The sequence below is a fragment of the Cupriavidus sp. MP-37 genome (assembly GCF_020618415.1).
Taxonomy (GTDB): domain Bacteria; phylum Pseudomonadota; class Gammaproteobacteria; order Burkholderiales; family Burkholderiaceae; genus Cupriavidus.
Genome location: NZ_CP085345.1, coordinates 342684 through 359034, shown reverse-complemented (window position 1 = coordinate 359034; position 16351 = coordinate 342684). Strand labels below are relative to the sequence as shown.

The window sequence follows — 16351 nt, the reverse complement described above, 5'->3', positions numbered from 1 at the left end:
CGTTCGGGGCGGTTCGGTTCAGGCGAGGGCGGTCGCGCTAGCGGGGTGCAGCGGCAGCAGGCGCGTGGCCACCGCGTCGCGCACGGCTTCGTCGTGGAAAATGCCGATCAGCGCGCGGCCTTCGGCCAGCGCTTCGCGGATCAGCGTGACCACCACGGCGCGGTTGTCGGGGTCGAGCGAGGCGGTGGGCTCGTCCAGCAGCAGGACAGGATGGCCGCCGATCAGCCCGCGCGCGATGTTGACGCGCTGCTGCTCGCCGCCCGAGAAGGTGGCGGGCGGCAGGTCCCACAGCCGGCGCGGCAGGTTCAGCCGCGCCAGCAGCTCGGCCGCGCGGGCGCGCGCCTCGTCCTGGCCGGCGCCGCGCTGCCGCAGCGGATCGGCGACCACGTCGAGCGCGCCCACGCGCGGGATCGCGCGCAGGAACTGGCTGACATAGCCGATCACGTCGCGGCGCAGCTGCAGCACGCGCTGTTCGGTGGCACCGCCCAGCGTGACCCACGGCGCGCCGTCGGCGCTGGTATCGCGCAGCCGGATGCTGCCTTCGGTGGCAAGGTAATTGCCGTACAGGCAGCGCAGCAGCGTGCTCTTGCCGGTGCCGGACGGCCCGGACAGAACCAGGCATTCGCCGCGCGCGGCATCGAAATCGATCGCGCGCAAGACCGGCAGGCGGATGCCGCCCTGGTTGCGCAACGTAAACATCTTGCCGAGGCCGCGCACCTCGACCAGCTTCTGTGGTTGTTCTGCGTGCATCGTGCTCAGCCCTGCAGGATGGAAGAAACCAGCAACTGTGTGTACGGATGCTGGGGATCGTCGAGGATCTGGTCGGTCAGGCCCTGCTCGACCACGCGCCCGCCCTGCATCACCAGGGTGCGGTGCGCCAGCAGCCTGGCCACCGCCAGGTCGTGCGTGACCAGCACCGCGGCCAGGTCAAGGTCCGCCACCAGGCGGCGCAGCAGGTCCAGCAGGCGGGCCTGCACCGACACATCGAGCGACGCCGTGGGCTCGTCCATGAACACCAGGCGCGGATGCGTGACCAGGTTGCGCGCGATCTGCAGCCGCTGCTGCATGCCGCCGGAAAAGGTGCCGGGCACGTCGTCCAGCCGCGTCAGGTCGATCTCCATCTTCTCCAGCCAGCTGCCGGCGACTTCGCGCAGGTTGCCGTAGTGGCGCTCGCCCACGGCCATCAGCCGTTCGGCGATATTGGCGCCGGCGCTGACCTGCATGCGCAGGCCGTCGCGCGCATGCTGGCGCACGAAGCCCCAGTCGGTGCGCGCCAGCAGCCGCAGGCGCGCGCTGGACAAGGTGGCCAGGTCGGTCAGGCCGGATTCGCGCATGGCGTAGCTGACCGTGCCGCGCTGCGCCGGCGCCTGCATCGACAGCGCCTGCAGCAGTGTGCTCTTGCCCGAGCCCGACTCGCCCACCACGCACAGCACCTCGCCGGGATACAGGTCGAAGCTGACGTCATGGCAGCCGTGCAGGCCGTCCCAGGTGCGCGTCAGGTTGCGCACCGACAGCAGCGGGGCGGCGTTCATTGCGCACCTCCGGCAGCGCTTTTCAGGGCTTGTGCCGCTTGCCGGTCGGCGCAGTACTCGGTGTCCGAGCATACGAACCGGCGCGTGCCGGCGTCGTCGGTGATGATCTCGTCCAGGTAGCTGTCGGTGGCGCCGCACTGCGCGCAGCAGTTGGACCATGACTCCACGGTGAACGGGTGGTCGGCAAAGTCCAGGCTCTTGACGGCGGTGTACGGCGGCACCGCATAGACGCGCTTTTCCCGGCCCGCGCCGAACAGCATCAGCGCCGGGCTGAGGTCCAGCTTGGGGTTGTCGAACTTGGGGATCGGCGAAGGCCGCATCATGTAGCGCTGGTTGACGATCACGGGGTAGTCGTAGGTGGTAGCGATGTGGCCGTGGCGGGCGATGTCCTCGTACAGCTTGACGTGCATCGCGCCGTATTCCGCCAGTGCGTGCATGGTGCGGGTCTCGCCTTCGCTCGGCTCCAGCCAGCGCAGCGGCTCGGGAATCGGCACCTGGAACACCACGGTCTGGCCCGCGCGCAGCGCGGTCTCCGGAATCCGGTGGCGGGTCTGGATGATGCTCGCCTCGGCGGTGCGCTCGGTGGTCGGCACGCCGGTGACGCGGGCGAAGAAGCGGCGGATATTGATGGCGTTGGTGGTGTCGTCCGAGCCCTGGTCGATCACCTTGAGCACATCGTCCTTGCCGATGATCGCGGCGGTCACCTGGATGCCGCCGGTGCCCCATCCGTACGGCAGGGGCATCTCGCGGCTGCCGAACGGCACCTGGTAGCCCGGAATCGCCACCGCCTTCAGCAATGCGCGGCGCAGCATGCGCTTGGTCGATTCGTCGAGATAGCCGAAGTTGTAGTGCTCGTCGCGGGCGATGCCCGCGGCCATGGTGGTGTCGGCGGCGTTCATGCCAGCGTCTCCTCTTGCGGATGTGGCTGCGGCTGTGGCTGTGATTGCGGCTGCGGCGGTGCCGCCGCGGTCGCGGGCATGACGCCGTCCGGCGCGCCGGCGCGCAGCCGCCGCAGCAGTTCCAGGTTGGCCTGGAAGTCCACGTAGTGCGGCAGCTTCAGGTGCTGCACGAAGCCAGAGGCCTCGACGTTGTCGCTGTGGTACAGCATGAATTCGATATCGTTGGCGGGCGCGTCGGCGGCCTCGCCGAGTGCTTCGGCGCGCATGGCGCGGTCGGCCAGTGCCATCGACATGGCCTTGCGCTCGTTGTAGCCGAACACCAGCCCATAGCCGCGCGTAAAGCGCGGCGCCTCGTCGGCATTGCCGGCGAACTGGCTCACCATCTGGCATTCGGTCAGCTCGATCTCGCCGATGGTGACGGCGAAGCCGAGCTCTTCGACGAACAGCTCCACCTCGGCCGTGCCGTAGCGGATCTCGGCCGCGAACGGGTGCGAGTTGCCGTAGCCGCGCTGGGTCGAGTAGCCCATCGACAGCAGGAAGCCCTCGTCGGCGCGCGCCAGGTTCTGCAGGCGCGCGGCGCGGCCGGCGGGGAAGGTCAGCGGCTCGCGCGTCAGGTCGGGCGGCGCGGGATCGCCGGCCGGAATCTCGTCGGCTTCGACCAGCTCGTCCGCTTCCAGCAGGCTGGTCACGCGCGGCATGGTGCCGGCCAGTGGTTCCTGCTCAGCGGGCAAGGGCTGCGGCGCGCGGCCGGTTTCGAGCGAGAAATCCAGCAGCCGCTGCGTGTAGTCGTAGGTGGGTCCCAGCACCTGGCCGCCCGGCAGGTCCTTGAAGGTCGACGAGATCCGGCGCTGCAGGCGCATCGCGCCAGTATCGAGCGGCTGCGTATAGCCGAAGCGCGGTAGCGTGGTGCGGTACGCGCGCAGCAGGAAGATCGCCTCGATCTGATCGCCGGCGGCCTGCTTGAGCGCCAGCGCCGCCAGGTGCGGGTCGTACAGCGAGCCCTCGGCCATCACGCGCGCCACCGCCAGCGGCATCTGCTCGCGGATCTGTGCCAGCGTCAGTTCCGGCACCGCGGTGTCGCCGCGGCGATAGGCGTCGAGCATCCGGTAGGAATTGAGGATGGCGCGTTCGCCTCCTTTGACGGCTACATACATGTCAGTCCTCCACGATGGTGGTGCGGGTCAGCGCGCAGAACCGGTCGCCGCTGCACAACAGCAGGTCCACGCCGAGCGGGAAGCCGGCGTTGTTGGCGCGCCAGGCCGCGCGAAAGCCCGCGGGCAGGCCGGTAACGCGCAGCGCCTGGATCTGCTCGATGCCGGGGCCGCGCAGCGTCAGCGTGTCGCCGTCGGCAAGCGAGGCCACCTCCAGCAGCACCGTGGCCGAGCGGTCAGGGAAGGCGGGGTCGCCCTGCGCGCAGTCCGCCAGCGCCGGCATGGCGTGGCCGGCCGGCACGCAGACGAAGGCCGCGGTGCCGGGTTCATCCGTCAGCCGGCAGCCGCAGTGGAAGCGCAGGAAGGCACGCGCCGCGGCCGGCACGGCGGCCGGCAGCCAGACCGGCGTATCGGCATCGGCCAGCGTCAGCAGCAGCGCGGCCAGTGCCGGTGACAGGCCCTCGGGCACCCCGCTGCAGGCCGGCAGCGCCTGCAACTGGCCCGGGTGGGCGAACGCCTGCAGCGCGGCGCGGAACACCTGCTGGGCATCGTCGACCGGATCGTTGAAGCCGGGCAGCAGCGCTGCGGCCGGCGTGGATGGCATCGGTTGGGCGGTGTGCATCTCAGTCTTCTCCGCGGACCATGGTGAAAAACTCGACGCGCGTCTGCGCGGCCGTGGCCGCCGCGTGCGCGGCGCGGCGGGCGTGGGCGTCGGCCAGCGGCGCGAGCACCAGGTCCTGCACGCGCCGGTGCCAGGCCGGACGCTGCAGCAGCGCGTCCAGCACCGCGGCCTGCTCGGCATGGCGCACGCTGCGGCCCTGGACATAGGCGACGCCCGCGGCGGCGTCGGCGGCACCCTCGCCGGCGCTGTCCTCGAGCACGACCGCGCAGCGCGTCACCGTGATTTCGCCAAGGTTGAACTGGGCCCCGGTGCCGCCGGCGCGGCCGCGTACCATGGCCATGCCGGACTCCGGCCTGCGCAGCAGCCGGTAGGCGGGCAGGGCCTGCGCTTGCGCAAGCCGCTGGTAAGCGTTGTCGAGTGCTTCGGCTGGAGCCGTCGCCAGGATCCGCAGCCAGGCGGTGCGGGCGGCGTTGGCGGCAGGCACCTCGGTGCCCGCGGTTTCGCTTTGCATCATCCCCCCTATACGTCTATACGTTTAGATGTCGTTGCTGAAACACGCAGCCACTAGACCACAGGCAAATGAAGCTTTCATGACGGGGCAGGGGATTGCTCGGGCACGCTGCCAGTACGGCATGACTCAGGCACAATCGCACGGCATGGGTTAACGCTTGATGACAAGAGGACAGCGCAAGATGTCTGATCGAGAAGTGGAACGGGGTTCGGGTGTTGCCGTCTGGCGCCAGATTGGCGAGGCGCTCGCGGACGACATCCGCAAGAAGCTGTACCTGCCGGGCGAGCAATTGCCGCCGGAGCCGGAACTCGCCAACCGCTTCGCCGTGAACCGCCATACCATCCGCCGCGCCATGGGCGAGCTGGAACTGAGCGGGCTGGTGCGCATCGAGCAGGGTCGCGGCACCTTTGTGCAGGAGCACGCGATCGACTACGCCATCGGGCGCCGCACGCGCTTCTCGCAGAACCTGGCCGCGCAGGGCGTGCGCGGCCATACCGAAGTCGTTGCCAGCCAGGTCGTGCGCGCGCCGGACGTGGCCAGGCAACTGGGTCTGGCGCGCACCGCCGAGCTGCTCCATGCGCAGATGATCGGCAAGGCCGAGGACCGCACCATCGACGTGGCCGAGCATTACTTTGACCTCAAGCGCTTTCCCGGCATCGACGAGGTGCTGCGCGCCAGGCAATCCGTATCGCGCGCGCTGGCGCATTTCGGCATTGCCGATTACACGCGCAAGTGGTCGCGCATTACCGCCGCGATGCCGAGCGCGCCGGTGGCGCGGATGCTGAACCAGCCCAAGACGCGCCCGGTGCTGCAGGTCGAGGCGCTGAACGTCGATATCGACGGCAACCCGGTGCAGTACAGCGTGGTGCGCTTCGCCGGCGACTGGGTGCAGCTGACGGTGTCCGACCATGACTGAGGCGGCCGCGCGGGATTGGTCTAGACATCCGGCTGTCATCTGCCTGCGCTACTGTCTGCGGTCAACCCCACCAAACCGGGGCAGTCTGCGCCGGCGCGCGCATGACGCCGCTGGTAACCTTGCCGCATGACTCAAGCCGCGTACCGCTACGCCATCTATCTGTCGCCCTCCGGCCCGCTGGGCACCTTCGGCAAACACTGGCTGGGCCGCGACGCCGACACCGGCGCCTCGCTGCCTCCGCCCGGCGACTTGCCCGCCGCGCCGCCGGACTGGATCGAGGCGCCGGCCCACTACGGCCTGCACGCCACGCTGAAGCCGCCGTTCCGGCTTGCCGACGGCGCCAGTGGGGCGATGGTCGATGCCACCGCGCTGGATCTTGCGCGCCGGCACACGCCGTTCGATGCAGCGCTGGCGCTGCGCGCGCTGCGGGGCTTTATCGCGTGGACGCTCGCCGATGGCGGCTCGCCGCCGATGCAGGCGCTGGCCGATGCCTGCGTGCTGGCGTTTGATCCCTTGCGCGCGCCGCCGTCGCCGCAGGAGCTGGCCAGGCGCACGCCGGAGCAGTTGAGCGATACAGAGCGCCGCATGCTCGACGCATGGGGCTACCCCTATGTGTTCGGCACCTTCGTGTTCCATATCACCCTGACCGGCGTGCTCGATGCCGCCGGCCAGCGCGCCGCGATGGCGCAGCTGGAAGCAGCCAGCGGCAAGCTGCTGCAAGCGCCGTTGCATGTGGACCGCCTCAGCGTCTTCGTGCAGCCTGCCGCGGGCGAAGACTTTGTCGTCGCCCGCCATTACGGCTTCGACGGCAGCACTACGGACGGCGCCGGCGCGGCGTATCTCGGCGCATGAGCGCCGCGACCGTGGCCGACGGACACGGCCTGTTCTACCTGATGGGCCCGTCCGGCAGCGGCAAGGACTCGTTGCTGCGCGCGCTGCGCGAGCGCCTGGGAGCGGATCACCGCATCGTCATCGCGCATCGCTACATCACCCGCGCCGCCGACGCCAACGAGGCCTCGGTGGCGCTGACGCCGGAAGAATTCCACCGCCGCCGGGCACTCGGCTGCCTGGCGCTGGACTGGCACAGCCACGGGCTGCATTACGGCATCGGCATCGAGATCGAGCAGTGGCTGGCGCGCGGCCTGACGGTCATCGTCAACGGCTCGCGCGAGTACCTGCCGCAAGCGGTGGCGCGCTACCCCAGGCTGTGCGCGGTGCACGTGCGGGTGCAGCCCGAGGTGCTGGCCGCGCGGCTGCGCCAGCGCGGACGCGAAGCGGAAGACGCGATTGCCAGACGGCTGGCCCGCGCGCGGCAGGCGTTCGCCGTGCCGGCGGGATGCCGGCTGGTCGAGATCGACAACAGCGGCGGGCTGGAGAGCGCGGTGGCGGCGCTGGCGCAACTGGTGGGTGCGGCGCCGGGCGCCTCACCTGCAGCGGCGCGGCGGGCCTGAGTTCAGAGCCCGATGCTGAAGCTGATGCCATGCTCGGTAAAGCCGAGCTGGCGATAGAACTGGTGGGCGCGCAGCCGCCGCGCATTGGATGACAGCGCCAGCTTGGCCGCGCCGGCCTCGCGCGCCAGGCGCATCGCCTCGCGCATCATGGCCTTGCCGATGCCCATGCCGCGCGCGGCCGGCGCCACCACCACGGCTTCGACAATCGCCTCGGGGCGCCCGTCGTGGACCATCACCGGAAACACCAGCAGGCTGAAGGTACCCAGCGGCACGCCGTCCGCGCCCACCATCATGTAGCAGCGGTAGTCCGGATGGCGGCGCATGGTGGCATAGCGCTCGCGCATGGTGGCCAGCGGCAGCGGCGCTTCGCCGTCCATCGCGGCCAGCAGCGCGGACAGGTGCAGCAGCTCCGCGTCGGAGCCGCGCACTTCGCGCAGCGCCAGCGAGACTTCGGTGGTCGGCATGGGGTTCAGACCAGCACCTTGCGGATCTGGGCGGACAGGATGTCGATGGCCGAGACGAACACGATGATGATGATCATCACGGCACAGGTCTGCCCGTACTGGAAGCTGCGGATGATTTCCCACAGCACGGTGCCGATGCCGCCGGCGCCGACGATGCCCACCACCGAGGCCGAGCGCACGTTGGATTCGAAGCGGTACAGCGCGAACGACAGCCACAGCGGCAGCACCTGCGGAATCACCCCATAGACGATCTCCGCGACCGGGCCGGCGCCGGTGGCGCGCACGCCTTCCACCGGGCGCGGGTCGATGGCCTCGACCGCTTCGGCAAACAGCTTGGCCAGCACGCCGGTGGTGTGGATCCAGATCGCCAGCACGCCGGCGAACGGGCCCAGCCCGACAGCGACGATAAACAGCATGGCGAACACCATTTCATTGATGGCGCGGCACGCATCCATGATGCGGCGCGCGGGCTGGTAGACCCAGGCCGGCACGATGTTGGCCGAGCACAGCAGCCCCAGCGGCACCGCCATCACCACGGCCAGTGCCGTGCCCCACAGCGCGATCTGCACGGTGACCAGCATCTCGTCCAGGTAGTGGCGCCAGTCGCGGAAATCGGGCGGGAAGAAGTCTGCCGCAAAGCGCGCCATGTTGTCGGAATCGCGCAGCAGGTCGAGCGGGCGCATGTCGGCGCCTTGCCACGAGAGGGCCAGCATGGCCAGCAGCACCGCCCAGGTCAGCGGCACGGCAAGGGGCGTGCGCGGCGGTCGCACATGGCTTCGGGGCGTGGGAGGCAGGCCAGGCGTGGCGGTGACGGTCATGGAGCGGTCCGGAAACGGGGAATTCGAGAACGGTGCGAGGCCGCGGCGACGCGCCGCCGGCCCCGGCAAGGCAGGGGAACGGCGTGCTCGCCGCGGGCTGCTTACTGCGTGCTGCTGGCGCTGCCGGCGGCCTTGTCCAGCTCGGCCAGGCGGCGGGTCACGTCGGACAGGCGCTTTTCTTTGTCGGCGGCGGCCAGGGTGGTGTCCGATTCGATCTTGGCCTTCTCGCGCGCCAGCTCGATCTGGCGGATCGGCACCAGTTGCGCGTCGTTCGAGGCGCGGAAGCCCTGGTAAGTCAGGGCCGCCAGCACCTGCTTCTCGCGCGCGGCGTCGGCGCCCTTGCCGTAGTTGACGAAGAAGGTCTGGATCTTCTTCTTCAGTTCGGGCGCCAGGTCCTTGCGGTAGACCATCGGGTCGGCCGGAATCAGCGGCGACTTCCACAGCACGCGCACCTGGTCATAGGCGTTCTTGCCGGTGTTGATGCGGTAGCGCTCCATGTTCTCGGTGTTGTTGACGGCCACGTCCACCTGCTTGTTCAGTACCGACAGCAGGTTGGTTTCATGGTTGCCGATGCGCACCGCCTTGAACAGCGTCTTCGGCTCGACCTTGTTGGCGCTCCACAGGTAGAAGCCCGGCACCGCCGTGCCCGAGGTGGAGTTCGGGTCGCCGGCGCCGTAGGTCAGTTCCTTGCCGCGCCTGATCACGTCTTCGACGCTCTTCAGGTCGCTGTCCTTGTTGACCACCAGCACCGACCAGTAGCCCGGGTTGCCGTCCTTGTCGATCACCGACGCAAAGACCTCGCCGCTGGCACGGTCGACCGCCTCCATCGCCGACTTGTTGCCGAACCAGGCGATCTGCACCTTGTTGAAGCGCATGCCTTCGATGATGCCGGCATAGTCGGAGGCAAAGAACGGCTTGACCGGCACGCCCAGGGTCTTGCTCAGGTCGTCGATCAGCGGCTGCCAGGCGGTTTTCAGGTTCGACGACGATTCGGTCGAGATAAAGCCGATGCTCAGGCTCTTGGCGTCCTGGGCGAAGGCGGGCAGGGCGGGAAGGGTAATTGCGGCCGAGGCCGCGACGGCGATGAAGGTTCTGCGAAGCATGGGCAACTCCGGTGGAAAGCGGTTTGGGGTGAGTGGCTATGCGGCAACCGCTCAGGCGGCGGCCAGGTTCATCGTGACCAGCGCCGGCGCCGGCATGGGCGCGGTGGCGGCGTCGTCTTCCGGCACGGGCTCGCGCAGCAGTTCGTCGGCTTCGGTGCCGTAGAGATCGCGCAGCATGGCCGGCGTCAGCGCCGCCGAGGGGCCGTCAAAGACCACCTTGCCGTGGCGCAGCGCCACCACGCGCGGGCAGTAGCGCATGGCCACGTCCACCTGGTGCAGCGATACCACCACCGCCACCTTGCGGGTGCGGTTGATCTGCCTGAGCAGCGACATCACGCGGCGCGACGATTCCGGATCGAGCGAGGCGATCGGTTCGTCGGCCAGGATCACGCTGGCGTTCTGCACCAGCGTGCGCGCGATGGCGGCGCGCTGCTGCTGGCCGCCCGACAGCGTCGAAGCCCGCTGAAAGGCATAGTCGTCTATACCAACTTGCGCAAGCGCATCGAGCCCGCTGCGGATCTCATCGGCCCTGAACACGCGCAGCAGGCCGCGCCACCTGGGTACGCGCGCCAGCATGCCGACCAGCACATTGGTGATGACGGGCAGGCGTCCCACCAGGTTGAACTGCTGGAACACGAAACCGATCTCGCGCCGCACCTGGCGTACGTTGCCCGCCAGCCGGCCATTGCGCTGCACGTGGCGGCCGTTGACCAGGATCTCGCCAGCGCCGGCGTCGCCGGTGACGAATCCGGCCACGTGGCGCAGCAGCGTAGACTTGCCGGACCCGGACGCGCCCAGCAGCGCGACCATCTCGCCCGGTGCGATCTGCAGCGTGACATCGTCAAGCGCCTTGCGGTCCGCACGGAACGATTTGCTCAGCCCGCGAACTTCAATTGCGTGCGTCATGTCGCCTCCCTGACTTGAATGACCTGCGCATTCTGGCGGGGGTGGATGACAGAACGATGACCGGTGGACCGATCCAGGCCGGGGACCGGACACCGGTTTCCACGCGGCCAGACCCGGGGGAGACGGTAAAGTCTCGTATATTTCCCAGCGCCGGCTGCGCTGGCTTGCCGGCAAACCACGGTCTCGACAGTCTGATATGAACCAAACTCTTGAAAGGGCAATGCAGGGCATTGCCGTCGCTGCGGCGCTGCTCTGCGGCGCCAGTGCCCATGCCGGCGTCGATGCCGGCACGCTCAAGCGTGTCGTCGACGCGGCGATCCAGCCGGTCATGCAGGCGCATGACGTGCCGGGCATGGCCGTGGCGGTCACGGCCGGCGGCAAGCAATACCATTTCCACTACGGCGTCGCCGACAAAGCCGATGATCGCAAGGTCGACGCCGACACGCTGTTCGAGATCGGCTCGGTCAGCAAGACCTTCACCGCGACGCTGGCCGCCTATGCGCAGGCCCGCGGCGACCTGTCGCTGGCCGACGCTGCGGCGAAGTACCTGCCGCAGCTCGCCGGCAGCAGCGTGGGCGCGACCAGCCTGCTGGACCTCGGCACCTATGCCGCCGGCGGCCTGCCGCTGCAGTTTCCGGCGGCCGTCACCGATACCGGCAAGATGGTCGACTATTTCCGCAACTGGCGCCCCCGCTACGCCTCGGGGACCTACCGGCAATACTCGAATCCCAGCATCGGCCTGTTCGGCTACCTCGCCGCGCGCAGCATGGGGCATCCGTTCGACGTACTGATGGAGAAGACCCTGTTCCCCGCGCTGGGGCTGCGCAGCACCTACATCACGGTGCCGCAGGCGCGCATGGGCGACTATGCCTATGGCTATGCGAAAGATGGCAAGCCGGTCCGCGTGACGCCGGGCGTGCTCGATGCCGAGGCCTACGGCGTGAAAACCACGTCGGCCGACATGATGCGCTTCGTCATGGCCAACATTGACAGCAGCGGGCTGGACCAGACCCTGCGGCGCGCACTGGCCACGACCCGCACCGGCTACTTCCGGGTCGGCGACATGGTGCAGGGGCTGGCCTGGGAAATGTACCCGTGGCCGGCGCGGCGCGACAGCGTGCTGGCCGGCAGTTCGCAGCAGGTGGTGTTCGAGGCCAACCCGGTGGCGCGCCTGGAGCCGCCGCAGGCCGCGCGCGGCGGCATGCTGGTCAACAAGACCGGCTCGACCAATGGCTTCGGCGCCTATGTCGCCTACGTGCCGTCGCAGCGCATCGGCATCGTGATGCTGGCGAACAAGAACTATCCGGTCGCCGAGCGGGTGAAGGCGGCGTTCCAGGTGCTGCAGTATCTGGACGGCCAGGCGGCGGGGGAGGCGAAGCCTTGAAGCGACGTTGGTGGTTGCGGGCCAAGGCCTGCAACGTCGGAGAAAATTTTTCGTCCATGATGGAATAGCCCGGGCGCCTCGCGTGTATACGCAGGTAACCCTCCCGGACCAGGCACACGCCAGGCCGGGCCAACCGGAGACCCTGCGATGCAACGGAGTTCCCCACACCATGGCGCCGGCCCAGCGGCACGCGCCATGGCAGCGCTGTGCCTGTCGGCGGCAAGCTTTGCCGCACCAGCCCAGAACACGCACCAGCACGCCGCCCACGCGGCGGCACCGCCGCCCTTTGTCGCCAGCACCGCCAAGCCCTATGCCGGCCTGATCGATGACGCCATGGACGTGATGCATCACGGCATGACGCACGCTCCCACCAACGGCGTGCCGGACCATGACTTCGTCGCCATGATGATCCCGCACCACCAGGGCGCGATCGACATGGCCAAGGCGCTGCTGCTGTACGGCAAGGACCCCGCGCTGCGCAACCTGGCCCAGGGCATCATCACCGAGCAGCAGAACGAGATACGGCTGATGCAGGCGTGGTTGCAGCGCCACCGGGCGCAGCCGCCCCAGGTCACGCCGCGCTGACCATGCAAGTCCCGCCACCCGTGCCAACCGCATCCCGTTCCGTCACCGCCATGAACAAGAAAACCCTCGCCGCCCTGGCCATCTCCCTCGTCGCGCCGCTGGCCGGCGCCGCCCCGCAACCGCAGGACCGCGTGTACACCGCGGACCAGAACAGCAACACCGTGTCGGTGATCGATCCCGTCGGGAACCGCTTGCTAGGCCAGATCCGGCTCGGCAATGCACGGCCCGACGTGCTGTCGCCGCTGTACAAGGGCGAACTCAACGTCCACGGCCTCGGGTTCTCCCCGGACCACCGGACACTGATCGCCATCTCCAATGGCTCCAACTCGGTCGCGTTCATCGATACCGCCACCAACCGGGTCAAGGGCATCGCGTATATCGGCCGTTCCCCGCATGAGGGCTTCTTTACCGCCGATGGCAAGGAGGTGTGGGTGGTGGTGCGCGGCGAAGACTACATCTCGGTCATCGACCCTGCCACGTTCCGCGAAACCCGCCGCATCCCGACCACGGCGGGGCCGGGCATGGTGCTGTTTCACCCGGCGGGCAAGCTTGCGTTCGTCGTGTCCAGCTTCAATCCGGTGGTCGACGTGATCGACGTCAGGGCCCACAAGGTAGTCAAGCGGCTGGACGTGGCCAGCCCGTTCTCGCCGTTCCTGCAGTTCACGCCGGATTTCAAGGAAGTCTGGATGACGCACAAGGACGTGGGCAAGGTCACGCGCATCGATACCGACAAGCTGGCAGTGAAGGGCGTGTTCGATACCGGCTTCATCACCAACCACCTGGCCTTTGCCCGCACCGCGCGCGGCACGCTCGCCTACGTGACGGTGGGGGGCGAGAACGTGGTGAAGGTGTTCACCACCGACGCCACGCCCACGCTGGTCGCGGCCATCCCGGTCGGCGCGCTGCCGCACGGCATCTGGGCGGCCGATGACGGCTCGCGCGTTTATGTCGGCCTGGAAAACGGCGATGCCGTGGATGTGATCGACACCGCCTCCAACCGCGTCACGGCGCGCGTGCCGGTGGGCCAGGCGCCGCAGGCGCTGGTCTATGTCAGCAATGCCGTGCCCGCCGGTGCCGGCACCGACAACCTCGTGCCGCGGGCCAACAGCGAACCGGTCAACGTTGCACTCAAACCGCCCCGCGGCGAGGCCAGGGGTTTCGTGGTCGCGCGTAACCTGGGCGTGGTCGACGCGCTGGAAGTCTCGCTGTTCAAGCTGAAGCCGCAAACGCAATACAGCGTCTATGTGGGCGCGCAGAAGACGCCGGTGGCGAGCTTCAGGACCAACCCTGCCGGCATGGCCAATGGCACTGCCATCGGTCCGCTGCGCGAGGTGGTGTCGACGCTGTCGCCGCAGGCGCCGTCACCGGTGCAACTGGTGGTGATGGAGGGCAACGCGGCGCCAGACCCGGCCAACGCGGTGCTGGTCAGCGCGCCGTGACCGCGCTCGCGAGACGCGTGGCAGCACGGGGCAGCGTGTTCATGGCACATTGCTCTGGGTGAAATCGAACGGCTTGCCGGGCACTTCGTAGGCGCCGCCAAACTCGAACGGCGCATTGCCCGACTTGCCGATGCCCATTTGCAGCGGCGTATTGCCGCCTTGCAGCGCGATCGGCGCGTAGCGGTAGTTCATCACCTGCCTGCCGGTGTAATCCGTAATGGTGATCACGCTGGTCAGCAAGGGGTTCTGCTGGGTCTCGTCCACTGCGATGGGATCGACGATGCGCGAGTCCTGCAGCGTCTTTTCCACGGTCAGGCCCACCATGTCGACCAGCTGGATCTTCTGCGCGCCGCGCGATACCACCCACAGCCTGGTGTTGGAATTGCCCAGTCCCATGTTGACATGGTGCTTCATGCTGGTGGGATTCTTGCCGACCTGCACGCTCAGCATCTCTTCGATCCGCTCGGGATCGGGGTTGCGGCCCGATTGCAGTCCCGCCACCGAGAACGCGCGGATCTTCCCTTCTTCCGTGGCCACCCAGGCGCGGCCGGGAATCGGCAGGATCGAAATCCTGACCGCGGTGGGCTTTTGCGGCAGGCGCACCGACTTGACGATGGTGGGCGCGTAATTGTCGACGGCAAACACCGGCGGCCACTGGGCATCGCCGAGGCCGGTGTTGGCCAGGGTCGATTGCAGCGCGGCATGGCTGCCTTCGAAGTAGACCCGGTTGACCTTGTCGAACAGCGGCTTCAGGTTCAGGAAGATCACCTTTTTCTCGGACTTCGAGATCACCGTCGCCACGCCGGCCCGCGACACCAGCTTGCCGTTGATGCCGGCGCGGGTGAAGCTCTTCTGGTTGACGCTGCTGGTGGCCGGGTTCACCTCCGTCATGGTCAGGCTGGCGCCGCGGCGTCCGACCGGGTCGATCAGCCAGCCCTGGGTGCTGTTGTCCTGCATCACGCCAAAATCCGTGACCGCCGAGATGTCCGTCGGCGCCACCATCCCGGGCAGGTCGATAAAGCCCAGCAGCTTGATAAAGACAAAGTTGGACATGTTGCGCAGGCCGGGGTAAAGGCCTGGCCACGACCCCGCGCTGGGATCATAGGGCCCGCCCACCTTGCTGCCATCGGCCAGGCTGCCCAGCGCCAGCACCGCCACCTGGCCCTTGAAGTTGACGGTATCCCATACCGTCACCAGCGCGAATTCCGAATTGGTCGTGATCGCAATCGCCGTGGGCACCTTGCCCGCAGGGAATTTCACCGCGGCGGAGTGCGAGGCGGTATTGCTGCCGACCGAGGCAATCAGGCCGTTCTGGAAGGCGATCAAGGCCTGGGCGCAATCGTGCTCGCTGCAGCGCCCCATGGCGATCGGGCGCCTGGGCAATTGGCCGCCATTGGCCGCGACATGATTATTCAGCTGGGGATCGGTCGCGACATGCCCGTACACCCACGGCAGCTGCGGTTTTTCGGCAATCGTCCCGGCGCTCAGCGCCAGCGTCAGCAGCGAGGTAACCCCGGGGTCCGACGCCGCATCCGGGCGATAAATCACGTCCCCCATATTGCTGCCGTAATCGTTGCGCGAGCAATCCAACTGGCCCAGCTGATAGATGATCTTCAGGTTGTGGTCCAGCTCGGACTTGGGAAACTCCTTCTGATAGCAGGCATTGGCGTGCGGGTAGAAGGTCTTGTCCTCCGGCTGCCAGTGGGTTGGCGCCGACGCCACCGGCTTGGTATTGGCCGGCCCGTAGCGATAGGCGATGGCCTCGTCGCTGCTGTAATCGGAAGCAATGGCCAGATACGCTTCCCGCACCAGCTTGCCTTCGGCATCGAGGATGTCGTCGAACCATGGCCGCGGCGGTGTTGCCGGTGCTGCCGGTGCTGCCGGTGCTGCCGGTGCTGGCGGTGCGGGCGGCGGTCGTTCGGCGGGCACCTGCGCGGGCGCCGGCTTGGTCGCTGCCGCCACCGATGCCGTGCCCGACGGCACCGGCGCCGTGGCGCGGCGATCCGCTTCCCGTTCGCAGCCGGCCAGCGCCAGCACGACGGCGCAGGCGGCCAACGTCAGTTTCACGGCACGACGCATGGCAAGGTGAGGCGATGGCAGGCGTTTCCCGGGCATGAGTCTCTATGCGGCGCAAAGGAAAATCTTTGGGGGCGCAAACATCCGCCAGGTGGACTTTGGCAGTTTTCCGGACCCTGCTTAGTACGCCAGCACATATTTCTGGTGCATTTCCTGGCGCGGCTGCGGTCCATGTCTGCATTGTCATCGGTAATCGCCCCAATCGACGTTCCGGCGCGCTTGCATACGGCGCTGGCGGCTCCGGCACGCTGCTTGCTTTTTGCCACAAAACGTCATAGGTTTCCTCATGCATATCGGTTGGGCCCATCCGTTCACCGACTGCATCAGGGGTCGAGAAACCACCCGGCAAAGCGCGGCACCAGAACGCGCGGTCGGAGCGGTTTCGATAAATCGAACTGGGAGGAATCGATTTGTCGTGGCGGCGTCGGCTTTCCCGCCAGCGCCGCTTCGGTGTTGCGTCGGCGGCCTTGCAGTCGGCACGCCTGCCTGAGTAC

Annotated in this window: 17 protein-coding genes; 6 read left to right on the top strand and 11 right to left on the bottom strand. The window is 68.2% G+C overall.

Annotation, left to right across the window (positions count from 1 at the left end; translation table 11 throughout):
• Nucleotides 1–18 precede the first annotated feature (18 nt).
• From phnL to phnG, 6 genes are read right to left on the bottom strand one after another with little or no spacing between them, the layout of a single operon-like run.
• Nucleotides 19–750, bottom strand: a complete 732-nt coding sequence (gene phnL / locus LIN44_RS18140) for a phosphonate C-P lyase system protein PhnL (RefSeq protein ID WP_227315660.1) — start codon at nucleotides 748–750, stop codon at nucleotides 19–21.
• Nucleotides 751–755: 5 nt separating this feature from the next.
• Nucleotides 756–1532, bottom strand: a complete 777-nt coding sequence (gene phnK, locus LIN44_RS18135) for a phosphonate C-P lyase system protein PhnK (protein ID WP_227315659.1) — start codon at nucleotides 1530–1532, stop codon at nucleotides 756–758.
• Nucleotides 1529–2431, bottom strand: coding sequence for an alpha-D-ribose 1-methylphosphonate 5-phosphate C-P-lyase PhnJ (locus LIN44_RS18130; RefSeq protein WP_227315658.1), 903 nt, complete (start codon nucleotides 2429–2431; stop codon nucleotides 1529–1531). The genes phnK and LIN44_RS18130 overlap by 4 nt, the downstream gene beginning before the upstream one ends.
• Nucleotides 2428–3585 carry a carbon-phosphorus lyase complex subunit PhnI gene (locus tag LIN44_RS18125; protein ID WP_227315657.1) on the bottom strand — a complete coding sequence of 386 codons (1158 nt, stop codon included), beginning with the start codon at nucleotides 3583–3585 and terminating at the stop codon, nucleotides 2428–2430. Before LIN44_RS18125 ends, LIN44_RS18130 begins: the two co-directional genes overlap by 4 nt.
• Nucleotide 3586: 1 nt before the next feature.
• Nucleotides 3587–4204 carry a phosphonate C-P lyase system protein PhnH gene (gene phnH / locus LIN44_RS18120; RefSeq protein ID WP_227315656.1) on the bottom strand — a complete coding sequence of 206 codons (618 nt, stop codon included), beginning with the start codon at nucleotides 4202–4204 and terminating at the stop codon, nucleotides 3587–3589.
• A 1-nt stretch (nucleotide 4205) separates the two neighbouring features.
• A complete protein-coding gene (gene phnG, locus LIN44_RS18115) occupies nucleotides 4206–4718 on the bottom strand; it encodes a phosphonate C-P lyase system protein PhnG (RefSeq protein WP_227315655.1) in 513 nt (170 codons plus the stop codon).
• Nucleotides 4719–4896: 178 nt separating this feature from the next.
• Here phnG and phnF point away from each other — a divergent pair, with 178 nt between their 5' ends.
• The 3 genes from phnF to phnN all read left to right on the top strand — a co-directional run bounded on the left by phnF (nucleotide 4897) and on the right by phnN (nucleotide 7082).
• Nucleotides 4897–5631: a phosphonate metabolism transcriptional regulator PhnF gene (phnF, locus tag LIN44_RS18110; protein WP_227315654.1), complete on the top strand. Its 735-nt coding sequence runs from the start codon at nucleotides 4897–4899 to the stop codon at nucleotides 5629–5631.
• 126 nt (nucleotides 5632–5757) lie between these two features.
• Entirely contained in the window at nucleotides 5758–6483 is a 726-nt protein-coding gene (locus LIN44_RS18105; RefSeq protein ID WP_227315653.1) for a DUF1045 domain-containing protein, read from the top strand.
• Nucleotides 6480–7082 carry a phosphonate metabolism protein/1,5-bisphosphokinase (PRPP-forming) PhnN gene (gene phnN, locus LIN44_RS18100; RefSeq protein ID WP_227315652.1) on the top strand — a complete coding sequence of 201 codons (603 nt, stop codon included), beginning with the start codon at nucleotides 6480–6482 and terminating at the stop codon, nucleotides 7080–7082. The genes LIN44_RS18105 and phnN overlap by 4 nt, the downstream gene beginning before the upstream one ends.
• A 2-nt stretch (nucleotides 7083–7084) precedes the next feature.
• Here phnN and LIN44_RS18095 read toward each other — a convergent pair whose 3' ends face one another.
• The 4 genes from LIN44_RS18095 to phnC form a co-directional block, all read right to left on the bottom strand.
• On the bottom strand, nucleotides 7085–7546 hold the full coding sequence (locus LIN44_RS18095; RefSeq protein ID WP_227315651.1) for a GNAT family N-acetyltransferase: 462 nt from the start codon (nucleotides 7544–7546) through the stop codon (nucleotides 7085–7087).
• 5 nt (nucleotides 7547–7551) lie between these two features.
• The gene (gene phnE / locus LIN44_RS18090) at nucleotides 7552–8364 is read right to left on the bottom strand and encodes a phosphonate ABC transporter, permease protein PhnE (RefSeq protein ID WP_227315650.1); all 813 of its coding nucleotides are present in this window, start codon (nucleotides 8362–8364) and stop codon (nucleotides 7552–7554) included.
• 101 nt (nucleotides 8365–8465) lie between these two features.
• Entirely contained in the window at nucleotides 8466–9467 is a 1002-nt protein-coding gene (gene phnD / locus LIN44_RS18085) for a phosphonate ABC transporter substrate-binding protein (protein WP_227315649.1), read from the bottom strand.
• Nucleotides 9468–9518: 51 nt separating this feature from the next.
• Nucleotides 9519–10373: a phosphonate ABC transporter ATP-binding protein gene (gene phnC, locus LIN44_RS18080; RefSeq protein WP_227315648.1), complete on the bottom strand. Its 855-nt coding sequence runs from the start codon at nucleotides 10371–10373 to the stop codon at nucleotides 9519–9521.
• Nucleotides 10374–10569: 196 nt separating this feature from the next.
• On the opposite strand from phnC, the gene ampC reads away from it, so the two are divergent.
• The 3 genes from ampC (at nucleotide 10570) to LIN44_RS18065 (ending at nucleotide 13781) form a co-directional block, all read left to right on the top strand.
• Nucleotides 10570–11757: a class C beta-lactamase gene (gene ampC / locus LIN44_RS18075; protein ID WP_370641719.1), complete on the top strand. Its 1188-nt coding sequence runs from the start codon at nucleotides 10570–10572 to the stop codon at nucleotides 11755–11757.
• Between the two features lie 147 nt (nucleotides 11758–11904).
• Nucleotides 11905–12342: a DUF305 domain-containing protein gene (locus tag LIN44_RS18070; protein WP_227315646.1), complete on the top strand. Its 438-nt coding sequence runs from the start codon at nucleotides 11905–11907 to the stop codon at nucleotides 12340–12342.
• A gap of 50 nt (nucleotides 12343–12392) precedes the next feature.
• The gene (locus LIN44_RS18065) at nucleotides 12393–13781 is read left to right on the top strand and encodes a YncE family protein (protein WP_227315645.1); all 1389 of its coding nucleotides are present in this window, start codon (nucleotides 12393–12395) and stop codon (nucleotides 13779–13781) included.
• Between the two features lie 39 nt (nucleotides 13782–13820).
• Here LIN44_RS18065 and LIN44_RS18060 read toward each other — a convergent pair whose 3' ends face one another.
• Nucleotides 13821–15848 carry a hypothetical protein gene (locus LIN44_RS18060; RefSeq protein WP_227315644.1) on the bottom strand — a complete coding sequence of 676 codons (2028 nt, stop codon included), beginning with the start codon at nucleotides 15846–15848 and terminating at the stop codon, nucleotides 13821–13823.
• Nucleotides 15849–16351 lie beyond the last annotated feature (503 nt).